Consider the following 23238-nt stretch of genomic DNA (forward strand, 5'->3'; position numbering starts at 1 on the left):
GCAAATCCTAAGCGGCGGGGCGAACCCGGGTACACACGTCCGACTACTCGTTACGCATGTGTAAACGTCGTTGCCCGCTGCGTCACGGCTCCACTTCGACGACCGTGGTGCCCTGGACCTGGTGTTCCGCCCGTCCACCGGTGATCTCGGCCAGGCGGATCTCGAAGTCGGGAAGGTCGGCTTCGGAGAGCGCGACCTCGATCCGCACCCGCTCCTCGTAGGCGACCTCGCGCACGGTCACGTCGGAGCCGCGCAGGTCGCTCTCCAACCGCCCGCCGAGCACGTAGTCGGCGAACACGTCCACGACGAGCAGTTCCCGGCGCTCCAGCACGCCGACCTCGTCCACGGCCGCGGAGACGGCGTTGCCGTAGGCGCGGATGAGTCCGCCGGCACCGAGCTTGACCCCGCCGAAGTAGCGGGTGACCACGGCGACCGTGTCGGTCAGCCGACGGTGCCGCAGCACCTCCAGCATGGGCACCCCGGCGGTCCCACCGGGCTCGCCGTCATCGCTGGACCGCTGGACCCCGCCGTCGTCACCGAGGACGTAGGCGGTGCAGTTGTGGTTGGCGTTCCAGTGCTCCTTGCGGCGTTCGGCGATGAAGGCCCGCGCGGCCTCCTCGTCGTCCACCCGGGCCAGCGCGCAGATGAACCTGGAGCGCTTGATCTCCAACTCGTGCTCGCCGCCGCGTCTGATCGTTCGCATGTCGCCTGTTCAGCAGGTGTCGTGGTCCCCGCCAGTCTCCCACTCCCACCCACGGCCCCACCGATCGACGGCCCCCGTCACCGTCCTGCGTCTCTGCAGCTGGATGTATTTCAGCACGGAGTCCAACTCAGCCCGGTTCTGGCTCCGGTGATTCCGACGGGGAGCGTCCCGCCCTCTGGTGTCCGGTCCCGAGTCCGGACTCTCCTCGGCAGGCCACCGATCGTCTCCGCGCCCAGCTGACCCATCTCGGCACGGCGCCGACGCGCTGACCGCGCGAGCACCGACCGCCCGCCGCTCCGGGGTGGGGTTGTCCCGGAGCGGCGGGGCCGGGCGTGCGCACGCGGGCACGGCGGGGACCGTCAGAGGCCGAAGACCCACAGCACGGTCGTGTACATCGTCAGCACGATGAAGACCACCGCGAGGATGTTGAGCAGGGCTCCCGCCTTGACCATCTGGCCGATCCGGACGTGTCCGGTGCCGAAGACGATCGCGTTGGGCGGCGTGGCGACCGGCAGCATGAACGCCATGGTGGCGGCCAGCGCGACCGGCACGACCAGCGTCATGACCGGCAGGCCCAGGCCCAGGGCCACGCCCGCCATCACCGGCACGAAGATCGAGGCGGTGGCGGTGTTGCTCGTGAGCTCGGTGAGCAGCAGCACCAGTGCCGTGACGATGAGGATGAACACCCACCCCGGCACACCGGCCAGCTCTCCGACCAGGTCACCGATCCACAGGCTCAGGCCGCTCGCGCCGAACTGGGCGGAGAGGCTCAGGCCGCCGCCGAACAGCAGCAGGACGCCCCACGGCAGCTTGACGGCGGTCTCCCAGTCGATGGCGCGGATGCCCCGCGCGTTGTCGACGGGGATGAGGAACAGCAGGATCGCGGCGGCGATCGCGATTCCACCGTCGGTGATGCTCCCCAGCCAGGGCAGCGCCGCGCCGACGGTCTCGGTGTCCGCGAGCAGCGGGATGGTGATCCAGGCCAGTGCGGTCAGGACGAACACCGCGAGCACCGTCCACTCGCCGCGGGAGAGCGGGCCCATGTCCCGCAGTTCCTGGCGGATGTGGGAGCGCGCCTCGCCGATGCCGTCGGAGGAGGGCGGGTAGACGACCTTGGTGAGCACCAGCCAGCAGACGACGAGGAACACGGCGGCCAGGGGGGCGCCGACGATCATCCACTGCCCGAAGCCCACGTCGATGCCGTGCGCGCTGGACAGGTACCCCGCCATGAACGCGTTGGGCGGCGTCCCGATGAGGGTGGAGACCGACCCGATCGAGGCGGCGTAGGCGATGCCGAGCATGAGCGCCGTGGCGAAGTTGGCGTCCGTCCGGCCCTTCCTGAACTGGGTGACCAGTCCGATCACGGCCACACCGATCGGCAGCATCATCATGGTCGTGGCCGTGTTCGAGACCCACATGCTCAGCACGCCGGTCGCGAGCATGAACCCGCCGATGATCGTGACCGGCCCGGTGCCGACCGCGCCGATGATCGTCAGCGCGAAGCGCCTGTGCAGGTTCCACCGCTGCATGGCCAGGGCGATGATGAACCCGCCCATGAACAGGAAGATGATGTCGTTGGCGTAGGGGGCTGTGACGTCCCCGATCTCGGTGTTCTCCAGGAGCACCGGGAACAGGACGAGGGGGAGCAGGGCCGTGGCGGCCAGGGGGAGCGCCTCGGTCATCCACCACACGGCCATGATGGTGGCCACCGCGGCCACCATGGCGGCGTTCGTGGACGGGTCGCCCTCGGGGACCATGGTCCCGTCGGCGTCGACGGGCAGGTTGACCGCCGGCATGAGGAAGTAGACGGCCAGGCCCGCGACCACGCCGGCGACGAGGCCGGTCAGTTTGCGGACCACGGTCGAGCGCGCCTCGCCCGCGTCGGGGTCGTGGGCGGACGGTGGGCTCTCGACGGGGCCGGGAGAGTGATCGGTACTCACAGAACAACCTTTCGATGTGACATCTGTTACATCTTCTCCGTTCCCTTCGCGCCCAACCGCCCCGTGGTACACACGTTCGGCCCCCTCGGCATGAAGTGTCCGGAGAGGGCTGCCCCGGGGACGGGCGCGCGCACAATGGGGGCATGGACCACGCCTCGATCGACGCCGCGCACGCCGCCCACACCCTCGCCGATCCGGTGCGCCGGCGGCTCTACGAGTACGTGGCGGCGGCCGATGACGACGTCAGCCGCGGGGAGGCCGCGGGCGCCCTCGGCCTCCAGCGGACGCTGGCCGCGCACCACCTGGACAAGCTCGCCGAGGCGGGGCTGCTGGAGGTCACCCGGCGCAGGGTGAACGGCCGCCAGGGCCCGGGGTCGGGGCGCCCGGCGAAGCTGTACCGGCGCGCGAGCCGCGAGCTCTCCCTGCACCTGCCGCCCCGCGACTACGAGCTGGCCGCGCGTGTGCTGGCCGAAGCCGTCGAGCGGCACGGCGCGGAGGACGCGCTGCACGCCGCCGCCCGCGAGGAGGGGCGCAGGATCGGCGCGGCGGCGCCCTCCGAGGCCGCGCTGCCGGACCTGCTCCGGGACCGCGGGTACGAACCGGAGCCCGCGGACGGGGCCCTCCGCCTGCGCAACTGCCCGTTCCACTCGCTGGCCCGGGCCTTTCCCCCGCTGGCCTGCGGCCTCAATCTCGAACTCCTGCGGGGCGTGCTGGAGGGCCGGGGCGAGGACGGGGAGCGGGCCCGCATGGACCCGTCCGAGGGCCGTTGCTGTGTCACGGTTTCTAAAAACAATGAACATTGACTTAGAAGCCTCCGCTGTGGTGTGCTCGTCCCCATGAGCACACCCACCCCTGGCTCCGCCGCCCCCTCCCCCTCCGAGCCCTCCTCCCCCGCGGCCTCCGGCGCCGAGGCGGCCCACCACCTCGCGCAGATCAACCTCGGGCTGCTCAAGGCCGAGCTCGACGACCCCTCCATGAAGGGCTTCACCGACCAGTTGGAGCCGATCAACGCCCTCGCCGACCACGCCCCCGGCTTCGTCTGGCGACTGATCGAGGAGGGCGAGGCCGACGCCACCGCGCTCCGGCCGTTCGGCCCGAGCACCATCGTCAACTTCTCGGTCTGGCGGGACGTGGAGGCGCTGTGGGACTTCACGTACCGGAGCGAGCACCTCGACCTGCTCCGCCGGCGGCGCACGTGGTTCGAGCGCATGGACGGGGTCCTGTTGGCGCTGTGGTGGATTCCCGCCGGTACGATCCCCACTGTCGAGGAGGCCGGAAGGAAGCTCGACCTGTTGCGTGAGATCGGCCCCTCCCCCGAGGCCTTCACCCTTCGCACCCCCTTCCCGCCCCCGACGAGCCATCACCAGCACGCATAGTTATCCATCGGGCGCCTTGGGTAACGTTGCGGGCAGGACAGCGACCACACCGGGAGACCCGTCATGCGCACCACCACGCTCACCGTCGGCTTGGCCCTCACCACGATCCTCGCGACGGGATGCTCGCAGGCGGACAGCACCGACGAGGACGTCAAGGCCCCCTCCGAGCAGTCCGTCCAGCCGACCACCTCGCCCGCGGTGACGGCGTCCATCTTCATGGAGTGGGACGAAGGAGCGGGCGCCGTCACCTACGACGAGACCGCCGTGCCGGTGGGCGCCACAGCCGACGTCCAGGTGCGGGTGGAGGCCGAGGAGACCGGCGTCCAGTTCACCGGCACCGGTCTGGAGGGCGACCGCGACTTCGGCGCCCACGTGCACACCCAGCCGTGCGGTGAGGACCCCTCCGACGCCGGCCCGCACTACCAGGACGAGCCCGACCCGGCCGCGACCGAGGACGAGCCGTCGGCGGACCCCGCCTACGCCAACCCCGAGAACGAGGTGTGGTTGGACTTCACCACCGACGCCGACGGCAACGCCGTCGCCACGGCCACGGTCGACTGGACCTTCCGCGAGGGCGAGGCCCGCTCGCTCGTCCTCCACGACCACCACACCAGCACCGAACACGGCGAGGCGGGCACGGCCGGCGACCGCCTGGCGTGCGTCACCGTCGAGTTCTGATCCCCGGCCCCTCGATCAGGCCGCCCCGGTGCCCACCAGCACCGGGGCACGGTCGGACCGGACCCGGCCGACCGCACCCAGCGGTCCAGCCCACGGCCGCGACCCGGCCGACCGCACCCAGCGGTCCAGCCCACGGCCGGGACCTGCCCTGCCCGACCCAGCCCGGCGTCCCCGGGCTCAGTCGGGCAGGATCCGGCGCAGGACCAGCCGCTCGCCCAGGGCCCAGGACGTCGAGGTCAGCAGGTACAGGACCGCGGCCAGCGGCACGAAGAGGGCCACCACCACCGTGCCGAACTGCAGATAGGTCAGCACGTGCGGGACCGGCGGCCGTCCCTCGGCGGCCGCCGCGCCGGCGCGCATCATCGGCAGCATCAGGTAGCGGCGGTTGGCCCACGCCACCAGCGCGATCAGCCCCACGAGCACCGCGAACACCGGTGCCACCAGGAGCCCGTCCGCGCCGCCCAGCATCGTGGCGCCCAGCTCGACACCGGCGAAGGTGTGCGTGAGCAGCGGCTCGTCGACTCCCCCGGCCCCGATGAACACCCCGTACAGGGCGATGACCACGGGCATCTGCAGTAGCCCTGGCATGCACCCGGCCGCCGGCGAGGTGCCCGCCTCCTCATAGGCCTTGCGCTGTTCGGCGACCAGCCGCTTCGGGTCCTTCCGGTGCTGGGCGGTGAGCTCCGCCAGCCGGGGGGCGATCCGCGCCCGCGCCTTCTCGGCGCGCACCTGGGCCACCCCCAGCGGGACGAGCACCAGGCGGACGGCGACGGTCAGGAGCACCACCGCGAGGCCGAACGACAGGCCTGCGGTGAACGGTGTGAGCCAGGCGGCGAGGCCCGACAGGAGGGTGGAGAGCAGGGACATGGCGGCCGCGATCGGCCCGAAGCTGTACAAGGTGAGGCCCTTCGTCCGTGGAACCGGGAACAGACGACGGGCCGCCCGGACCGCGCGCGCGAAGGCGCGCGGACACACGCGAGAGGACACGGGAGTGTGCTCGGTCAGGCGGCCCGTGGGGCATGTGCGCTGGAGAACCGCCCCGCTGCGCGGGGTCGGTGACCGGGCACGCCCCTAGGCCGTGTTCTCCGAAGCATTCCGGACTCGCGATCGCCAGGCTGTCTCTCGCTGTGCCTCCGCGCTCGTGCGGCACGAGCCGGCTGAACTTCGCACGTCGTCTTGCGAGAGATGGCCAGACGAGCGCGAGCTCATCCGAAAGCCTTCAGAAGTACACGGCCTGGGCCGCGCCGGGTGCGCGGGGGCGTGGTCGGCCCGCCGCGTCGGGATCGCACAGGGTGATGACGGGCAGCCGCCGGGACCTGCGGCGCATCGCGTGCGCCGTCCCGGTCGCGGTGTCGCCGGTGGGCACCGCACGGGCGCCGAAGAGCACCGTCCAGGCCAGGGCCGCGCCGATGGCGAGCGCCAGCAGACCGAGGGACGAGGGCGTGGCCACCAGTTCCGTCGGGAGGGCGCCCAGGAGGAGGAACTCGGCGAACGCGAGCAACAGCGTCACGGCGGTCCCCCTCTCGGCTCGGTCTCCCCGATCCTAACCGCGGCTCCACCACCCGACAACGGACCCTGCTCCGAGAAATCCGCCGACACTCCGCCGCCCCTCCTCTCCTTTCGCGTCGACCTGTAGCTAAATGACACAGAGTAATCAACTCCGTTCTCTCCGGATTCAGTCCTGTCCGGACGGGGACGGCGGAAGAGGGGAACCCCGTGCCGATTCGCCCTGCCAACCTCGCGACCATGTCCGCCACGATCGCCGGAGCGATCTCCGGTCTGTCGCGCAAGGGGGACGAGACCGCCACGGTTCGGATCACCTTCGAGTCCGGCCACCAGCAGACCGTGAACAACGGCGGCTGCCGCCCGCTGGAGACCGGTCAGGGCGGCGTCACCGAGGTCGCCACCGAGGCCAGGATCAAGTTCGCCCTCTTCGCCGGCACCAGCTGCCAGGGCAGTCGCGCCCTCGCCTCCGGCCACGGGACCGTGTCCTTCGCCGACCCGGTCCTGGCCGGAGCCATCGTCATCGGCTGACGGGCCGAGGGCGGGCCCGGGTCAGCCGTCGGTGCGGCGCACCGCTCGGGCCGACCGGTCCGAGCGCGCCAGGCGGGCCGGGTTCCCCGACCGGATCGAGCGCCCTGGAAGGCGGTCCGTCCGCCGGCCGTCCCGGACCGTGAACTCACCCGACACCAGGACGTGCTCGATGCCCACCGGGGCGCGGCGCGGCTCGTCGTAGGTCGCCCCGGCGGCGACCGTGTCGGGGTCGAAGACCACCAGATCGGCGATCGCGCCGAGGTGGACGACCCCCCGGTCGGTCAGTCCCAGGCGGCGCGCCGGCCGGGAGGTGAGGTGCCGGACGCACTCCTCCAGGGACAGGACGCCCAACTCGCGCACGTAGTGCCCGAGGTAGCGGGGGAAGGTCCCCCACCCGCGCGGATGCGGCCGGTCGCCGACGAGGATGCCGTCGCTGCCCGCCGTGTGGGAGCTGTGCCGCATGATGGTGCGGATGTTCTCCTCGTTGCCGACCTGGAGCAGGCACCCCGAGCGCAGCTCGTCCGCGACGAGCAGGTCGGCGTAGACGTGGCCGGGCTCCTGCCCCCGGCTCTTCGCGAGGTCGGCGATGGAGGACCCCACCGCCCAGGACAGCGCCGGATCGGCCACCCCGGTGACCACGATCGCGGACCAGTCCATCGGCACGCCGTGGTTGCCGTCGGTCCCCTCGACCTCGACCTCGTGCAGCACCCGCGCTCGCGTGGGACCGTCCCGCAGCCGTTCCAGGGTGGCGGCGGTGCCGCCCGCCTGGGCCCAACTGGGCAGCGGCGCGCCCAGGTAGGTGGCGCTGGCCTGGTAGGGATAGCTGTCCAGCGTGACGTCGAGCCCGTAGCGGACCGTGGCCTCGTCGATGGCGTCGAGCACCTCGGGCGCGCGTCCGCGGTTGATGGGAAAGTTGACGTGGCAGTGCGCCAGGTGGAGGGGGACGTGGGCGCGGCGCGCGACGTCCAGGCACTCCTGGTAGGACTCCACGACGCGGGAGCCGTAGTTGCGGTGGTGGGGGCAGTAGTAGCCGCCCCCGGCGCGCACCGGCCCCAGGAGGTCGACGATCTCGTCGTCGGTCGCGTACATCCCGGGCGTGTAGGTCAGCCCCGTGGACAGCCCGAGCGCGCCCTCGGCCATGCCCTGGGCGACCATCGCGCGCATGCGGGCGGACTCGGCCTCCGTGGGCGGCCGGTCCTGGCCGCCCACCACCGCCATGCGCACGTTGCCGTGGGGGACGAGGCAGGCGGCGTTGACGGCGGCGCCCTCGTCGATCCGGTCGAGGTACTCCCCGACGCCGCGCCAGGAGTGGTCGAGGTCGGGGGTGCCGTTCCAGGCCGCGATCTGGGTGCGGATCTCGTCCACCGTGCCGTCGGTGACCGGCGCGTAGCCCAGGCCGTCCTGGCCGAGGACCTCCAGCGTGACGCCCTGCAGGGTCTTGGCCTCGTGCGCGGGGTCGGCGAGGATCGCGAGGTCGGAGTGGGCGTGCATGTCGATGAAACCGGGAGCCACGACCAGTCCCCCGACGTCGACGGTCTCGCCGGTGCCGCAGGCGCCGCCGGGCGGAGTGATGTGGCTGACGCGGCCGTCCCGTAGGACGAGGTCGGCCTGGCGGGCGGGGCCACCGGTGCCGTCCACCACGCGGCCGCCGGTGAGTACGGTCTCGGACTGCACGGTTCCTCCGTTCGGGCCGCGACGGGCCGCATTCGGTGTGACCCAAGATACGCCGTGGACCGATCCCGCACAGGGCTTCGGCGAGGTCGGCCGCGGCTGCGCCGTCCCTCCGCCTCGACCGCGCGCCGGCCGCGTCCCGCCCGGGAGAAGGGACCGCCGGTCCGGGCCGGTGCCCGGGCCGACGGTGTCAGGACGGGTCGCGGCGCACGCGCAGCACCGTGTCGCGCACCTCGTAGACCTTGCCCTCGATGGTCTGGGAGTTCAGGCGGGCGTCGCCGACGACCACGGACCAGCCCGAGTCCGGCAGCAGGGCGACGAGGTCCTCGGCGGTGTAGAACATCTCCCGGTCCGAGGGCCTCGGTACGTGGTCGTCCACATCGGACGGGTGGTGGCCCACGACCAGCAGGTGGCCGCCGGGCGCCACCGCGTCGGCGAGCGCGCCGAACAGCCGGGCCATGGGCTCCGGGCGCAGGTGCATGAACTGGGCGGACACGAGGTCGAAGGAGGCCGCGGGCGGCGTCCACCGGGTCAGGTCGGCCTGCTGCCAGGTGATCCGGTCGGCGACCGCGTCCCCCCCGCTCACGGGCGTGGGCCTCGGCCCGCTCCAGGGCCACGGTGGAGATGTCGACCGCGGTCACCCGCCAGCCACGTTCGGCCAGCCAGACACTGTCGGCGCCCTCTCCGCTGCCCACGTCCAGGGCGCGGCCGGGTGCCAGGTCCGACGCCTCCGCCACCAGCTGACGGTTGGGCCTGCCGCTCCAGATCCGGTCCTTGGTGCGGTAGCGCTCGTTCCAGAAGTCCGCGCCCATCTCCTCGGGCAGGCCGTGCGCGGCGGACTCGGTGTTCTCGTGGTGCATCTCGACCACCTCCGCGCACCACTCTTCCCGCGCCGGCCCGTTTCGGCGAGTCGCCTTGCCGGAACGGCAAAACGGTCAGTCCTCGTCGGGGTCGTCGAACTCGGACAGGCACAGGTCGAGCATGGCCTCGATCCGGTCGGTGAGCTGGGCGCGCTCGTGAGCGCGCAGGGCCGTCCCGCCCTCGATGAGGCGGACCCTGGTCAGGCCCAGCAGGACCGCCGCCACCAGGGAGGCGTGGACGGAGGCGTCCTCCCGGCCCAGGTAGGCGGTCAGGGGGTCGAGCATGGCGGTCTTGAGGCGGCCCTGGTAGACGGCCTGCAGGTCGGGGTCCCCCGCGGAGTCGTCCAGCGCCCGCTGCAGCGGGGTGCCCTCGCCGTACAGGCGGCTGACGGCGTGCTCGGCCAGGCGGCGGCTGAGGGTGGCGGGGTCCCCGTCGATCAGGCCGGGGAAGACGCCGTCCTCACGCAGGATCTCGGCCAACAGTCCGCTCTTGGCGCCGAAGTAGCGATTGATGAGCGCGACGTTCACCCCCGCGTGCGAGGCGATCTTGCGCGAGGAGACCGCACCGTAGCCCTCTTCGGTGAACAGCTCCTTCGCGCTGGCCAGAATGCGGGCGCGCGTCACAGCACGGCCGCGTGTGGGCACCGCGTCGCCTCCGGTTCGCTCCGGACGGTCCATCTGAACACCCCTCGACGGCCATGATCTGGCTTCCAGGATTCCAGGTTGGCACCCGTCGGAGCCGGACGCCTACCGAAACGGGCAGACAGATACCGATTTGACAGAGTCAACAGCGTTTACATATACCTGTGAGAGGACGTCGCCCCCGGCTTTGCGCCGCGGGGCTTTTCGCGCGTCCAGGATCGGGGGACCAGGTGGAGCAGTCGACTCAACGGACGGAACGATCCGAAGGGCCCTTCGCGGACATCCCGCCCCCGGACACGGCGCGTAGCCGGGACCGGGCCCTGCCGCTTCCGGACGGCCCCGCGGCCGCCGCGACCCCCGAGCCCGCCGCGCCCTCGCGGCGCACCGTCCGCCGGATCATGGTCGGCCTGGTGCTGGCCATGCTCACCTCGATGCTGACCAACTCGATCATCGGCACCGCCCTGCCGACGATCATGGGCGAACTGGGCGGCCAGGACCGCCTCGCCTGGGTCGCCACCGCGACGCTGCTGACGATGACCGCCTCGACACCGGTGTGGGGCAAGCTCTCCGACATCTGGGGGCGCAAACTCCTCTTCCAGATCGCCCTCGTCGTGTTCATCGTCGCCTCGCTCGCCGCGGGCTTCGCGCAGGACGTCAACACGCTCATCGCCGCGCGCGCCCTCCAGGGACTCGGCGTGGGCGGTCTGGCCACGCTGCCGATGATCATCCTCGGCGACGTCGTCTCCCCCCGTGAGCGCGGCCGCTACGGCGGACTCATCGGCATGGTCTTCGGAGTGTCCACGGTCCTGGGACCGCTGGTCGGCGGCTTCCTCGTGGACAGCCCGCTCGGCTGGCGCTGGTGCTTCCTCATCACGGTGCCGCTGGCCGTCGTGGCCTTCGTCGTCATCCAGATCATGCTCAACGTGCCCTTCGTGCCCCGCCGGGGCGTGCCCGTCGACTGGCTCGGCGCCGGACTGATCTTCAGCGCGGCCAGCGCGATGATCGTGCTGCTGAGCCTGGGCGGCACGCAGTTCGACTGGAACTCGGTGCCGTCCTACGCCCTGGGCGCGGGCACGGTCGCGCTGACCCTGGCGGCCGTCGCCGTGGAGCGGCGGGCCGCGGAGCCGATCATCCCCACCCGCCTGTTCCGCGACCGCACGTTCGTGCTCTCCTCGATCGGGTCGGTCGCCGTGGGCGTGATGATGTTCGGCCTCATCATCTACATGCCGCAGTACCTGCAGATGGTCCACGGCATGAGCCCCACGGTCTCCGGCATGATGACGCTGCCGCTCGTGGGGTCGTTCCTGGTCACCTCGATCGGCTCCGGGTTCGCGGTGAGCGGCTCCGGCCGGTGGCGGATCTACCCGGTGGCGGGCATGCTCCTGTGCGTCGCGGGCTTCGCGATGTTGAGCCTGGCCCACCTGGACTCCGGGCTGACGGCGGTCGTCGCGGGGCAGGCGCTCGTGGGGCTCGGCTTCGGCCTGTGCATGCAGATCCTGCTGCTGGCCACGCAGAGCGCGCTGCCCACCGCGGACCTGGCCTCGGGCACGGCCTCGATCACATTCTTCCGCAACCTCGGCGGCGCCACCGGTGTCGCCGCGTTCGGCGCGGTGATGGTGACCCGCCTCAACAGCGAACTGGCGGCCGCGGCCGAGGCCGCCCGGGCACGGGTGGCGGCCGGCGACGCCGACGGGAGCGGAGGCGACGCGCAGGCGCAGGCGCTCTCGGCCGGACTGGCCGAGGCCGCGGAGTCGGCCACCGGGTCGCCGGAGCTGGTGCACTCGCTGCCGGGCCCGGTCCGCGACGTCATCGTGGGCGCCTTCGACCATGCCATGCAGGGCGTGTTCGTCACCGGGATCCCGGTCGCGGTGCTCGGCCTGATCGCCGTCGCGTTCATGAAGGGCACGCCGCTGCGCGGCGGAAAGGCCACGGAACCGGAGCCGGAAGCGGATGCGGATGCGGTCTCGGAACCGGCCCGGGAACGTGAACCGGCCCCGGGAGCGGAACCGGCCCCCGACGCTCAGAGGTAGCGGCGGAAGCCCTCGGCCGAGTTCTCGAAGCCCAGGGCGGCGTAGAAGCGGTGCGCACCGTGGCGGCTCTCGTGGGAGAGCAGTTCGACCTTGTAGCAGCCGGCGCGCGCCGCGCGGTCGACCGCGTCGTCCATGAGGGCGCGGCCGATGCCCCGGCCCCGGGTCAGGGGGTCGACCACCAGGTTGTCCACCACGGCCCAGGGCTGGGCGTCGTGGGTCAGGTTGGCCACCACCAGCAGGTCCAGGGTCCCGATGATCTGCCCGCGCTGCTCGGCGACCAGGATCGTGCGGTCGGGGTCGTTCTCCATACGCGTCCAAGCGCGCACGGCCGCGGAGGACATGCGGACGTGCGCGCTCTGCGAGTGGTCGGCGTCGCCGAGCTCACGGAGGAGCCGCAGGATCGCGCCGAGGTCCGACCGAATGGCCGCGCGGATAATCATGGCTGACGGCATCGTAGCCGACAGCCTGCGACAAGGCGGACGTCGGCCTACAACAGGCCACAAAACACCGGGGCGGGGACTGAGTCCCCGCCCCGGTCTTCGTCACGTCGACGCGCTCGACGCGCTCGCCCTACGGCTTGCGGATGACCCGCACGCCCTCGTCGCTCGTGGGCGGCTGAGCGGACTGCTCGCGCTCGCCCTCCGGGCGCCGGTAGACACCGGTGATGCCCGGGTCACCGCCGTCCTCACCACTGCCGGACGCCGGCCGGCCCGGCCGTCCGCCCTGCTGGCCCTGGGGTCCCTGCTGGCCCTGGGGTCCCTGCTGGCCCTGCTGCCCCTGCTGGGGCGAGTGCGGGTGCTGCGGGCCCGACGGCTGCCGGTCCGGCGCGGGACCCGCGACGCGGCCTCCCTGCGGCGGTCCGGCCTTGGCGTCGCCGCCCCGGGGCGCGTCCGGCTTCGACGGCTCCTGCGCGGGCTGCTCGGGCCTGGCCACCGGCTTGATGCGCACGGTCGCCTCGTCCGGCTCCTGCTGCACCGGAGTCAGCTTGGTGGTGGCCTCCTCCTTCGGCGCGGGCTCGGCCTTGGCGGCCGGCTTGGCCGAGTCGCCCGGCTTCGCGGGCTCGGCGGGCTTGGCGCCCCCGGGCCTGCCGGGACCCGCCGGCGCGGGCGTGGGACCGGAGGTCGCGGCCGGAGCCTCGGCTCCCGCCTCCTCACGGGAGAGCCCGGTCTCCAGCGCGCCGGCCTTGTCCTCCGCCGAGACCAGGTCCGCCAGCGTGGAGTGCATGTCCTTGAGGCGGCGCAGGGCCTCGGCGTGCGTCGCCGTCAGCGTGGCGAGCCTGCGGTCGGCCGTGTCGTGGATCTTCTTGGCCCGCGCCTCGGCCTCGCTCAGTCGGCGGTCGCCCTCGGCCTTGGCCTGCTCGCGCAGCTGGTCGGTCTCCTTCTTGGCGCTGGCGACCATCTGGTTGGCCTCCTCGCGCGCGGAGGACACGATCCGCTCGGCGTGCTGCTCGGCGTCCTTGCGGAGTTTGGCGATCTCCTCCTGCGCCTTCTGCTCCTTCTCCTTGACCTCGGCGGCGACCTTGGAGCGACGCTCCTGGGCCTCCTCCTCGGTGATCCGGAGGATCTCCGCCATGCGCTCGCTGATCTGCTCGTGCTCAGGCTTGACCTGGGCCTTCTCCTGAGCGATCGCCAGATCGCGCTTGTACTGCTCCCGCTCGTCGTCCATGCGCTGCAGGCGCTCGCGCATGTCCTTGAACTGGTTGTCCATACGGACGTAGTAGTCGTCGACGTGCGCCTTGTCGTAGCCGCCCTTGCGCACTGTCGGGAACCTGTCTTGCTGCAGTCCGCCGCCCGGCAACATATCGCTCATGTGCCTTTCTTGTCCTTAACACCGTTTGACTGCACGTCGCAGAAGGTGAGAATTGCCCCGTACCCATTTGTCACAAGAACACCCACGGGCTCCAGCAAAGCGTTGACCGCACGCGGGTGTCCCATTCGCCGCCCGGCCGCGGTCAGTGGGGGGTGCTGGTCGCGTGCGAGGCGTAACGTCGTGACACCGTCCGAACGACCAAGGTAGGCACGCACTGCGTCGCCGCGTCAAGAGGGCGAGAGGGTAGATCGCCGTGCGGACCCTGGTCACGTTCTTACTAAGGTATGCGCGATCATCCCCGTACGGGGGCGGACCGGTCAACTTCCCGTGAGTCTCACCGGCCCCGGGGACCACGAACACACGGAGGCGACGCATGAACGACCACGAATCGGATACCTCGGCGGACGATTCACGCCGAAACGGGCCGTGGGGGCCGCGGATCGGCGAAGCGCCGTTCGGGCGGCCGGAGATTCATCCCACCGCCTGGATCGCACCCGGCGCCGTCGTGGTCGGCCGCGTGCGGCTGGGCGCGCAGAGCAGTGTCTGGTACGGGTCGGTGCTGCGCGCCGACACCGAGGACATCATCGTCGGCGAGAAGGTCAACATCCAGGACCAGTGCGGCATGCACGCCGACCCGGGGCAGCCCGCGATCCTGCACGACCACGTGAGCCTGGGCCACAAGGCCATGGTGCACGGCGCGGTCGTGGAGGAGGGCGCCCTCATCGGCATCGGCGCGATCGTCCTGGGCGGCGCGCGGGTCGGCAAGGGCGCGCTGGTCGCGGCGGGATCGCTGGTGCCTCCGGGCAAGACCGTCCCCCCGGGCACCCTGTGGGCCGGTATGCCCGGCAAGGTGATCCGGGACCTGGGCGACGACGACCGCCTGGTCCTGGAGCACACGCCGACCCATTACGCCGACCTGGCCGGACGGCACCAGGACGTCGTCTGGCGTTGACCGCGGCAGGGTTCCTTCCGGCCGCGGAGCGGCGCCGGGAGCGGACCCGCCGGCGGCCCGGTGGCGCGTTCCCGCCGCTCAGGGGCCCGAAAGCACCGGTCCTCCCGCCCGGGTAGGCCCTCCTGGCTAACCCGGGTGGGGCCCGCACTGGTCCTCCTGGGTCATGCGGTCGCGCCGCGCCGCCGCGTAGCCTGGGAGAGCTGGCGTCCCGTGGTCCGGTCTCCGTCGCGTCCGGTCCGTCCCCGCTCGTATCGGGGCCCACCCGCTCGCGCGACGCCGCTTCACCGTCCGATGAGCTCGGCTCGCCGAACGGCACGGACACCCGTGGCCCCCTCGCCGGGGCGGGCCAGGGGCCTGGCCCAGAATGCAGGGGAGGTGAGACCCGGTGGCGCTGCCCCATGGACGGATCCGCCTCGCCCCGCCCCTTGTCCAGCGTGCGCTTCGGAGTATCCCCGGGAGGACCCGATGACCAGCGGCGTTCCCCCACACCACCGTCTCTCCCTGCACGACCACGTCGCCCTGGACGAGATCGAGCTCTACGCGGAGGTCCTCATCGCCGTGGCCGACGCCGACCGTCCGCTGGGCCCGGCCGAGATCGACCAGGTCCTGGGACTGGCCCCCGTCCACGCCCGAGCAGCCGCGGCCACGGCCACGGCGGCCGACGCGGACCCCACGGGCCGTGGCGACGAACCCACCAGACCGCCGGGACCGAGCGGACCGACCGGTCCGCCCTCGCGTGTGCCGGGCCGGGGCCCCGACCCGGCTCCGCCCCCGCCCGACGAGCGGGAGTCCGACACCGCCGCGCCGGCGCCGGGATCGGCCCTGGTGCCGGAACCGCGGTCCCTGACCGCTCCCCTGTCGGTTCCCGGTCTGCCCTGGTCGGCGCACCCGCTCGCCATCGAGGTCCCGCTGCCGTCGGCTCCGCCGCCACCCGCGACGGCGCTCTGGGCGCACTAGTGTTCTGATTGGTTAGTTCGCTTGCTGATGCGTTGGCAGTACGAGGCGAGGGATTCGAGGATCTCCTCGGCTGTCTTGGTCCACACATAGGGTCGGGGATTCTCGTTCCAGGACGCGGCCCAGGCGCGGATGTCCTTCTCCAGGGCCTGGACGCTGCGATGGGTACCGCGGCGGATCAGCCGGTTGGTGATCTCGGCGAACCACCGCTCGACCAGGTTCAGCCAGGAGGAACTGGTCGGGATGAAGTGCAGGTGGAACCGGGGATGGCGGACCAGCCACCGCCGGACCTCGGCCGTCTTGTGGGTGGCGTAGTTGTCCAGGATCAGGTGCACCTGCAGGTCCGCGGGGACCTCGCGGTCGATCTTGGCCAGGAACTTCTTGAACTCGATGGCGCGGTGGCGGCGGTGGATGGAGGTGATCACCTGGCCCGTGGCGGTGTCCAGCGCGGCGAACAGGCTGGTCACCCCGGCACGCACGTAGTCATGGGTGGCCCGCTCGGGGGTGCCGGGCATCATCGGCAGCACCGGTTGGGTGCGGTTGAGCGCCTGGATCTGGGACTTCTCGTCCACGCACAGAGCCACCGCCCGTTCAGGCGGGTCCAGGTAGAGGCCCACCACGTCGCGGACCTTGTCGATGAAGAACGGGTCGGTGGAGATCTTGAACGACTCCTGCCGGTGGGGCTGCAGGCCGAAGGCGTTCCAGATGCGCCACACCGCGTTCTGGGTCATGCCGGTGTGCTCGGCCATGGAGCGCGTGGACCAGTGGGTGTCAGGGGCGGGTGTGCTCTCCAGGGTCGCGGCCACCACCGCCTCGACCTGGGCATCGGTGATCGTGCGCGGTCGTCCCGGCCTTGGTTCGTCGGTCAGGCCGTCCAAGCGGTGCGCGATGAAGCGCTGGCGCCACTTGGTCACCGTGGGCGCAGATACCCCGACCTCGCGGCGGACCTGGGCGTTGGACAGGCCCTGGGCGCAGGCGAGCACGATCCGGGCCCGCAAGGCCAGGTCCTGTGCGGTCTTGCGTCGTCTGACCCACCGCTGGAGCTCGGCGCGTTCTTCATCGCTCAGCTCCAGCGGCGGCAGCTTCGGTCCAGGAGCACTCATCCCACAACCATAAACGAAATAACCAATCAGGACACTAGGGCGTGTATGACGGATGCCGCCCGTCGCGAGCGGTGTTCCAGTGGTGGCCTCGCAAGGCCGAAGAAGGAAGCATCCTGGTGTGGCTGTTGACTGATGAGAACGCAGTGAGGGTGCCGCTGGGGCGTCGCGCAGCAGGGTGAGTGTCCGTCCTACACGCCCTAGAGGCCCGAGAGCTTCGCCGACGGCGCTCTGGGCGCACGAGAGCGGGCGCCCAGGCCGTGTCCTTCTGCGGGCTTTCGGGTGAGCTCGCGGGCTCCTAGCGCGCAGGGCGTCAGGAGAGCGTCAGTTCCACCGGTGCCCGGGCGTCCTGTTCCGGCCACGGCGCACGCGCGGCGCGGCGGCCGCCGACGGGTAGTCACTCCTGTGGGGACGCACGCACGCGTCCCGAGGATCGGCTTTCCAGGAGCGGTACATGGACGACTCGGACACGTGGGAACGGCGGGGCGGCCCGGAGAGACCGGCATCCGGCGGCCCGGTGCGGGGCGTCGACGGGAGCGAGCCCGCACAGCGGGTCACGCGGACGGTCGCGCTGGCGGTGACCGTCCTGTTCCTGCTGGTCACGGCGGCCGGCCTGGGCTGGTTCCTGTCCGACGGCGGTCCGCTGTCCGGTACCGGGTCCGAGGAGGCGGACGCCGGTGCGGAGAGCGGGACGGGTGAGTCCGCGGGCGACGGCGGCCAGGGCGGCGCCGACGGCTCGGCCGACCCGGTGACCGTGGGCGGCGACGATCTCGCCTACACGCTCCCGGGCCAGGGATGGCACCAGCTCGACGCCGCCGACGTCCCCGAGGAGTACACCTCGTACGCGGTCCACGGCTCCGACGACGACCCCGCCGCGCTCATCGTCACGGGCACACGGGAGCTCAACGCCCTCGAACCGCTGCCCGGCGCCGCCGCGCGCCTGGCGCTGGAGGCCGCGGGACCACTGCTCACCAGTGGCGGAACGCCGTGGGTCGACCCCTCCGGGGAGAGGGAGGTCGGCGGCTCACCCGCGTTCGGGATGTCCGTGGGCACCGAGGGCGGGGAGGAAGTCTACGGCCGCTTCCTGCTCGTGGAGGTCGACGAGGACACCGGGGCGTTCATGCTCGGCGTCAACACCTCCGGCGGCGACGAGGTGACCGCGCACATCGACGCCGCCTTCGCCTCGGTCGGCACCCCCTGACCGGCACCGGGCGGGCGGCGGCCGTCAGTCGTCGGCGGCCGGGCCCTTTCGGCGCGCCCGATCGTCGGCGGCCACGGGTCCAGGCCTGCCGAGCGGGATAATGGCGCGGAGCAGGAAGCCGTTGTCCCCGGTGCGGGCCGCGGAGAGCGCGCCCCCGCCCATGGCCACGCGTTCGGACAGCCCGGAGAGCCCGTTGCCGGAGGCCAGCCCGTCGGCCTTGCCCGGATGACGGATCCGGTCGTTGAACACCTCCACCACCAGAGTCTCCGACCCCAACGCCACGTCCTTCGTGACGGAGAAGCCGATGGCGCACTCGGTGGCGTCGCTGTGCCGCAGGACGTTCGTGCCGCCCTCACGCACCACCCACGCCGCCAGCCCGGCCTTGTCGGCGGGGACCTCCAGGCCCTCCAGGCCGGTCACGATGACCTCGGTGCCGTTGGCGCGCAGCACCTCGCGCACCGACCGCACCTCGGCCGCCAGGTCCACCTCCCGGTAGCCGCTGACCGCCGACCGCACCTGTTGGAGGGCCTGCCTGGCGAGGTCCTGTACCTCCGCCATCTCCGCGATCGCGCGGTCCGGAGCGCGTTCCACCAGCCGGCCGGCCAGCTCGGACTTGACCGCGAGCGCGGACAGGCTGTGTCCCAACAGGTCGTGCATGTCGCGGGCGAAGCGCAGACGCTCCTCGCTGACGGCGAGCTGCGCCCGCGCCCGCTGGCCGAGCACGGCGTCCATCGTCAGGTCCCACAGCCAGATCGAGGCGAGGAAGCCGCCCGCCAGGGAGACCGACCACAGGGACGACCCGGCCCACACCAGAGCGTAGAGGACGTAGTCGACGTCGGGGATGAACGGTGACAGCAGCCAGGGCATGACCAGGAGTCCCACCGTGACCAGCCAGGCCCGCCTGCGCGAACCGATGAACACTCCGACACACCACCAGGTGCCCAGAGTGAGCATCATGCTGAACGGATTCTGCAGCAGCACGGCGCAGAGCAGGACCAGGGCCAGCGACGCCCAGTACATCCAGGGGGGACCCTCGAGGGTTCCGCCGTCGAGCCCGATCCGGTTCCTGATGAGTTGGAAGAGCAGGCCGGCGAGCGGAACCGCGACGGCCACGGCCACGGCCGAACGCCAGGCGGAGAAGCCGTCATGGTCGGCGACGAGCACGAGTTCCTGGAGCGGCCAGAAGACCATGACCAGGGGCAGCAGGCTCATCGACACGATGATGATGCGCCGCGAGATCCGGAGCTTGCGGTCGTTCCTCGCATCGGGCACCGCGGTCACGGTGGTGGCGGGAGCGGAACCGGGCACCGCCTCGTCCTGGTCCACACCGGCTCCGTTCGTCGATCGGTTCGCGGCCGGGGCTCGCAGGGCCGCGGGCGGCTCCATCGTGCGCAGCCGCCCGACGAGCGTAGTCGAGGTCGCGGGGCCGGGTCCGACCCGGCTGGGCGGTGTGGTCACGGCTGACGCGGGTCCCACCGGAAGAACCGCCGCACCGCGAGCGCCAGGACCGCGATCCAGGCGAGCATGAGCCCGATCGACGGCAGGGCCGCGATCCACAGGCCCAGGTAGCTTTTCGGCTCGGCGCCGGCGGTGCCGCCGAACACGTCGTAGCCGGTGTAGGCGGCCTGCACGAGCTCGCCCGGTGGCACCGACGGGATCAGGCTGAAGAGCTGTCGCGCGTTCTCGGGCAGGATCTCCAGGGGGATGATGCCGCCACCCGCGAAGAGGAGGATCATCATCGGCACCATGACCGCCAGCTGCGCGCTCTCGGCGTTGCGCGCCAGCGGGGTCACGAGCAGGCCCATGAGCGAGAAGGCGACGCCGCCCAGGACGACGGCGAGGACCAGCATCAGCGGGTCGCGCGGCAGCGACCCGTCCGGCATGGCCGCGATGAAGGCGCCGATGAGGACGGCGATCACGAGGGAGAAGATCGTCACGACCCCGATGACGCCGCCGAAGATCACCGGCTGGCTCACCCCGCTGACACGGAAACGCTTGAGCGCCAGCGACTCCCGCCGGGCGGTGAACACGTTCGAGGCGTGGCCCATGCCCAGGATGAGGCTGATGGAGCCGATGGAGCTGAGCGTGGCCAGGTCGCCCGCGCCGAAGCCGGCGATGACCTCGTCGTTCGGCATCTGCATGGCCATGAAGGCGAAGAACACGGGAAGGGCCAGGAACATCCAGGCCGTCTTGTACCGCACGAAGAGGGTGAACTCCGTGCGGGTGAGGCGCAGGATCTGCTTGACCGCTCCGGGGGCCCGGCGGCGGGTCGGCGCAGCGTCGGCCGGGCGCGTGGTGGTCGTGTTCATCGTGGTCTCTCCTCGGGTCTGGCGGGGTCGGGGGACGGGCGGGTCGGGTCAGCCGACGAGGTCGGCGGCGCCGTCGGCGACCCGGAGGAAGACGTCCTCCAGGGAGGCGCCGCGCACCTGGAGGCGGCGCAGCACGATGCCGTGGCCCGCGGCCCACGCCAGGAGCGCGGCGACCGCGTGGTGCGCGCGCTCGGCCATGTCGCCCTCGGTCACGGTGTAGGTGGCCCAGAGTTCCTGGTCGTAGGTCTCCACGACCGCCTCGGCGCCCAGGACGGCGGGCAGGTCGCCCGTGCCGACCTCGTCCGGGACCACGAAACTCACCCGGTCGCCCCAGCCGGCCAGGACCTCCTGGAGCACGCCCTCCACGCGGACCTCGCCGCGGTGCATGATCGCGAGCCGGTCGGCGAGCCGCTCGGCCTCCTCCAGGTAGTGCGTGGTGAGCAGGACGGCCGTCCCGCTCTGCTTGAGGCCCTGGATGATCCGCCAGGTCTCGACACGGCCCTCGGCGTCCATCCCGGTGGTGGGCTCGTCGAGGTAGAGGACCTCGGGCTTGGTGATGAGGGCCAGTGCCAGGTCCAGGCGGCGCTTCTGCCCGCCGGAGAGCTGCCGCACGGCGACTCCGGTCCTGTCGGTGAGGCCGACCTGTTCCAGGACCTCGGCGACCGGTCGGGGGTCGGCGGCCAGGTCGTGGGCCAGGGCCATGGTCTCCCGGACGGTCAGGTCCTCCAGCAGGCCGCTGCCCTGGAGGACGGCGTTGGTGCGCTCACGGACACCGACGGGCTGGCCGTAGGGGTCCTGCCCGAAGACGCGCACGGTTCCGGAGCTGGGGCGCCGGAAACCCTCCAGGGTCTCGATCGTGGTGGTCTTGCCGGCGCCGTTCGTGCCGAGGAGGGCGAACAGCTCACCGGGGCGGATCTCGAAGGAGACGCCCTTGACCGCCTCGAAGGAGCCGTAGCGCTGGTGCAGGTCGCGGACCACGACGGCCGCGCCGTCGGCGGTGTCGCGGGGGGTGTCCTGGGCCTGGTCTCTGTTGTCCGTCGTCATGTCCCCAGGTTCCCGGAACCGGCTCCGCGCCGACAGACGCCGCTGTCACCGGCTGGGCCGACGCGTGTCCCGGTCCGGCCGCTGACAAATGTCATGGCCGGGCACGGCCGGGCGGTCCCATGTCACGTTCCGGGCGCGGGGAGCCTCTCAGTGGTGAACGCAGAAAGGAGGTCGCCGATGTCCGACCCCGCGACCGCAACCGAACCGCGGCCACCCGGCGAGGAACACCCCGCCGGACCGGCCACCGCAGCGATCACCGAGGCCTCCGCCGCCGACGACGACGAGGCCACCGCGGTCTACGTCGAGCACCGGGAGCTGCTCTTCTCGATCGTCTACGGCATGCTCGGCACCGTCACCGACACCGAGGACGTCCTCCAGGAGGCCTGGCTGTCCTGGGCCGCCCGCGTCCGGGACGGCGACGCCCGCCCCATCGACAACCCGCGCGGCTACCTCGTCCGGGTCGCGGTCAACCAGGCCCTGGCCCGCCAGGAGGCGATCCGCCGCCGCAAGGAGGCCTACCTCGGCCCCTGGCTGCCCGAGCCCCTGGTCACCGAGGAGGACGCCGCACAGCCGACGCTCAGGGCGGAGTCGGTCTCCGTCGCCCTGCTCGTGGTGCTGGAGTCGCTCTCCCCCTTGGAGCGGGCGGTGTTCGTCCTGCACGAGGTGTTCGGCTACGCCCACACGGAGATCGCCGCCATGCTCGGCCGCACCCCCGCCGCCGTACGCCAGCTCGGCCACCGGGCACGACGGCACGTGCGCGCCCGGCGTCCCCGGTACCGGAGCGACCCGCGGGTCCAGCGGCGGGTCACCGAGCGGTTCGTCGCCGCCACGACCGACGGCGACCTGGCCACGCTGTTGGAACTGCTGGCCCCCGACGTCACCATGTGGAACGACGGCGGCGGCAAGGTGCCCAGGGCCAGCCGCCGCCTTCTGCACGGCGGCGACAAGGTCGCGCGCTTCCTCATCGGGGTCGCCCGCCCCGGCACGGAGCGCGCCGCGGACCGCTTCGAGGCGCACTACCGCGGGATCAACGGCACCCCGTCCGCCGTCCTCACACGCGGCGGGAGGCTCTTCGGGGTCATGGCCCTGGAACTGACACCGGAGGGCGACCGTATCCAGGCGGTCTACACCGTCGCCAACCCCGACAAGCTCGCCCACGTCCGCGACGCCGAACCGGGCGGGGCCCCCGCTCGCCCGGACCGACCCGACGAGTACGACCCGTCCGAATCCGAGCAGCCCGGGAGCCGACCGTGACCACGACACCCGACTCCGCCCGGTTCACCGTGGGCGCGAGCGTCGACCCGCGCGAGCTGACCACCATCCGCGGCGGGACGGTACCGCTGCCGGACCCCGACCGCCTGGTCCACCTCCAGTTCCGCCGGTTCGCCGGCTGCCCCGTCTGCAACCTCCACCTGCGGTCCGTGGCCGCCCGCCACGACGAGATCCGCGCGGCCGGGGTCCGCGAGGTCGTGCTCTTCCACTCGGCCGTGCGGGACATGCTCCCCTACCAGGGGGACCTGCCCTTCGACGCCGTGGCCGACCCCCTGCGGGAGGTGTACTCGGCGTTCGGCGTCGGGCGGAGCGTCCGGGCGCTGCTGCACCCCCGGGCGTTCACCTCGCCACTGCGGCCGAGCAGCTGGTCGGCGTACCTGAAGGGTGTGCGCAACGGGGCGCGGCTCACCGGGTCCCCCGACGGGGACGACCCCATCGGTCTGCCGGGGGACTTCCTCATCGGACCGGAGGGCCGGATCCGGGCGCTCAAGTACGGCGCGCACGCGGCCGACCAGTGGTCGGTGGACGAACTCCTGGAGCTGGCGCGCCACGCGCGCACCTGAGCGGACCTGGCGCACGGAACGGCCATCCTGTATCCCTGGAAGCCACCGACCGACCGTCCGCCGACCGGGGAGGCCTCCGCCGTGCACCCACCGTCCGCGC

Annotated in this window: 23 protein-coding genes and 1 pseudogene; 10 read left to right on the plus strand and 14 right to left on the minus strand. The window is 72.2% G+C overall.

Annotated features, from left to right (window positions below):
* Nucleotides 1–82: 82 nt before the first annotated feature.
* Together DFP74_RS09080 and DFP74_RS09085 are read right to left on the minus strand one after the other, a co-directional pair.
* On the minus strand, nucleotides 83–703 hold the full coding sequence (locus tag DFP74_RS09080) for a YigZ family protein (protein WP_121181282.1): 621 nt from the start codon (nucleotides 701–703) through the stop codon (nucleotides 83–85).
* Nucleotides 704–1062: 359 nt separating this feature from the next.
* On the minus strand, nucleotides 1063–2643 hold the full coding sequence (locus tag DFP74_RS09085; protein WP_370013360.1) for a DASS family sodium-coupled anion symporter: 1581 nt from the start codon (nucleotides 2641–2643) through the stop codon (nucleotides 1063–1065).
* 143 nt (nucleotides 2644–2786) lie between these two features.
* Here DFP74_RS09085 and DFP74_RS09090 point away from each other — a divergent pair, with 143 nt between their 5' ends.
* The 3 genes from DFP74_RS09090 to DFP74_RS09100 all read left to right on the plus strand — a co-directional run bounded on the left by DFP74_RS09090 (nucleotide 2787) and on the right by DFP74_RS09100 (nucleotide 4697).
* A complete protein-coding gene (locus DFP74_RS09090) occupies nucleotides 2787–3446 on the plus strand; it encodes a metalloregulator ArsR/SmtB family transcription factor (protein WP_121181283.1) in 660 nt (219 codons plus the stop codon).
* 33 nt (nucleotides 3447–3479) lie between these two features.
* The gene (locus DFP74_RS09095; RefSeq protein ID WP_121188144.1) at nucleotides 3480–4019 is read left to right on the plus strand and encodes a DUF3291 domain-containing protein; all 540 of its coding nucleotides are present in this window, start codon (nucleotides 3480–3482) and stop codon (nucleotides 4017–4019) included.
* A 63-nt stretch (nucleotides 4020–4082) separates the two neighbouring features.
* Nucleotides 4083–4697 carry a superoxide dismutase family protein gene (locus DFP74_RS09100; protein ID WP_121181284.1) on the plus strand — a complete coding sequence of 205 codons (615 nt, stop codon included), beginning with the start codon at nucleotides 4083–4085 and terminating at the stop codon, nucleotides 4695–4697.
* 177 nt (nucleotides 4698–4874) lie between these two features.
* On the opposite strand, the gene DFP74_RS09105 is transcribed toward DFP74_RS09100, so the two are convergent.
* Both DFP74_RS09105 and DFP74_RS09110 read right to left on the minus strand, forming a co-directional pair.
* Nucleotides 4875–5594 (minus strand): membrane protein insertase YidC, encoded by a 720-nt coding sequence (locus DFP74_RS09105; protein ID WP_121181285.1) that lies wholly within the window; start codon nucleotides 5592–5594, stop codon nucleotides 4875–4877.
* A gap of 322 nt (nucleotides 5595–5916) precedes the next feature.
* Entirely contained in the window at nucleotides 5917–6207 is a 291-nt protein-coding gene (locus DFP74_RS09110) for a DUF6412 domain-containing protein (RefSeq protein WP_121181286.1), read from the minus strand.
* A 206-nt stretch (nucleotides 6208–6413) separates the two neighbouring features.
* Between DFP74_RS09110 and DFP74_RS09115 the strand changes: the two genes are divergently transcribed.
* Nucleotides 6414–6731 (plus strand): hypothetical protein, encoded by a 318-nt coding sequence (locus tag DFP74_RS09115; protein ID WP_121181287.1) that lies wholly within the window; start codon nucleotides 6414–6416, stop codon nucleotides 6729–6731.
* A 21-nt stretch (nucleotides 6732–6752) separates the two neighbouring features.
* On the opposite strand, the gene DFP74_RS09120 is transcribed toward DFP74_RS09115, so the two are convergent.
* From DFP74_RS09120 to DFP74_RS09130, 4 genes and pseudogenes are all read right to left on the minus strand, one after another.
* A complete protein-coding gene (locus tag DFP74_RS09120) occupies nucleotides 6753–8405 on the minus strand; it encodes an amidohydrolase family protein (protein WP_121181288.1) in 1653 nt (550 codons plus the stop codon).
* 187 nt (nucleotides 8406–8592) lie between these two features.
* Nucleotides 8593–8988 carry a cyclopropane-fatty-acyl-phospholipid synthase family protein gene (locus tag DFP74_RS34250; RefSeq protein ID WP_233570890.1) on the minus strand — a complete coding sequence of 132 codons (396 nt, stop codon included), beginning with the start codon at nucleotides 8986–8988 and terminating at the stop codon, nucleotides 8593–8595.
* A gap of 49 nt (nucleotides 8989–9037) precedes the next feature.
* Nucleotides 9038–9262, minus strand: a pseudogene (locus DFP74_RS34255) (SAM-dependent methyltransferase); the annotation flags it as partial.
* Nucleotides 9263–9337: 75 nt separating this feature from the next.
* Nucleotides 9338–9940 carry a TetR/AcrR family transcriptional regulator gene (locus tag DFP74_RS09130; protein ID WP_121181289.1) on the minus strand — a complete coding sequence of 201 codons (603 nt, stop codon included), beginning with the start codon at nucleotides 9938–9940 and terminating at the stop codon, nucleotides 9338–9340.
* Nucleotides 9941–10134: 194 nt separating this feature from the next.
* Between DFP74_RS09130 and DFP74_RS09135 the strand changes: the two genes are divergently transcribed.
* Nucleotides 10135–11934, plus strand: coding sequence for an MDR family MFS transporter (locus DFP74_RS09135; protein ID WP_370013361.1), 1800 nt, complete (start codon nucleotides 10135–10137; stop codon nucleotides 11932–11934).
* Here the strand turns inward: DFP74_RS09135 and DFP74_RS09140 are convergent.
* Nucleotides 11925–12374: a GNAT family N-acetyltransferase gene (locus tag DFP74_RS09140; RefSeq protein WP_121181290.1), complete on the minus strand. Its 450-nt coding sequence runs from the start codon at nucleotides 12372–12374 to the stop codon at nucleotides 11925–11927. The two genes, DFP74_RS09135 and DFP74_RS09140, sit on opposite strands and share 10 nt — an antisense overlap.
* A 130-nt stretch (nucleotides 12375–12504) precedes the next feature.
* Nucleotides 12505–13734, minus strand: a complete 1230-nt coding sequence (locus DFP74_RS09145) for a cell division protein DivIVA (RefSeq protein WP_121181291.1) — start codon at nucleotides 13732–13734, stop codon at nucleotides 12505–12507.
* Nucleotides 13735–14116: 382 nt separating this feature from the next.
* Here DFP74_RS09145 and DFP74_RS09150 point away from each other — a divergent pair, with 382 nt between their 5' ends.
* A complete protein-coding gene (locus tag DFP74_RS09150) occupies nucleotides 14117–14695 on the plus strand; it encodes a gamma carbonic anhydrase family protein (RefSeq protein WP_121181292.1) in 579 nt (192 codons plus the stop codon).
* Between the two features lie 465 nt (nucleotides 14696–15160).
* Entirely contained in the window at nucleotides 15161–15652 is a 492-nt protein-coding gene (locus DFP74_RS09155) for a hypothetical protein (RefSeq protein ID WP_121181293.1), read from the plus strand.
* Here DFP74_RS09155 and DFP74_RS09160 read toward each other — a convergent pair.
* Entirely contained in the window at nucleotides 15649–16752 is a 1104-nt protein-coding gene (locus DFP74_RS09160) for an IS630 family transposase (RefSeq protein WP_121181294.1), read from the minus strand. The two genes, DFP74_RS09155 and DFP74_RS09160, sit on opposite strands and share 4 nt — an antisense overlap.
* A gap of 451 nt (nucleotides 16753–17203) precedes the next feature.
* Here DFP74_RS09160 and DFP74_RS09165 point away from each other — a divergent pair, with 451 nt between their 5' ends.
* Nucleotides 17204–17950 carry a hypothetical protein gene (locus DFP74_RS09165; RefSeq protein WP_121181295.1) on the plus strand — a complete coding sequence of 249 codons (747 nt, stop codon included), beginning with the start codon at nucleotides 17204–17206 and terminating at the stop codon, nucleotides 17948–17950.
* Nucleotides 17951–17974: 24 nt separating this feature from the next.
* Here DFP74_RS09165 and DFP74_RS09170 read toward each other — a convergent pair whose 3' ends face one another.
* From DFP74_RS09170 to DFP74_RS09180, 3 genes are all read right to left on the minus strand, one after another.
* Nucleotides 17975–19276, minus strand: a complete 1302-nt coding sequence (locus tag DFP74_RS09170; protein ID WP_233570891.1) for a sensor histidine kinase — start codon at nucleotides 19274–19276, stop codon at nucleotides 17975–17977.
* A gap of 128 nt (nucleotides 19277–19404) precedes the next feature.
* Complete coding sequence (locus DFP74_RS09175) at nucleotides 19405–20259, minus strand: ABC transporter permease (RefSeq protein WP_121181297.1); 855 nt, start codon at nucleotides 20257–20259, stop codon at nucleotides 19405–19407.
* A 48-nt stretch (nucleotides 20260–20307) separates the two neighbouring features.
* Complete coding sequence (locus tag DFP74_RS09180; protein ID WP_121181298.1) at nucleotides 20308–21303, minus strand: ABC transporter ATP-binding protein; 996 nt, start codon at nucleotides 21301–21303, stop codon at nucleotides 20308–20310.
* A 177-nt stretch (nucleotides 21304–21480) separates the two neighbouring features.
* On the opposite strand from DFP74_RS09180, the gene sigJ reads away from it, so the two are divergent.
* Nucleotides 21481–22557, plus strand: coding sequence for an RNA polymerase sigma factor SigJ (gene sigJ, locus DFP74_RS09185; RefSeq protein ID WP_121181299.1), 1077 nt, complete (start codon nucleotides 21481–21483; stop codon nucleotides 22555–22557).
* The gene (locus DFP74_RS09190; protein WP_121181300.1) at nucleotides 22554–23138 is read left to right on the plus strand and encodes a peroxiredoxin-like family protein; all 585 of its coding nucleotides are present in this window, start codon (nucleotides 22554–22556) and stop codon (nucleotides 23136–23138) included. Before sigJ ends, DFP74_RS09190 begins: the two co-directional genes overlap by 4 nt.
* Nucleotides 23139–23238: the final 100 nt, after the last annotated feature.

The sequence above is a fragment of the Nocardiopsis sp. Huas11 genome (genome assembly GCF_003634495.1).
In the GTDB taxonomy this organism is placed as follows: domain Bacteria; phylum Actinomycetota; class Actinomycetes; order Streptosporangiales; family Streptosporangiaceae; genus Nocardiopsis.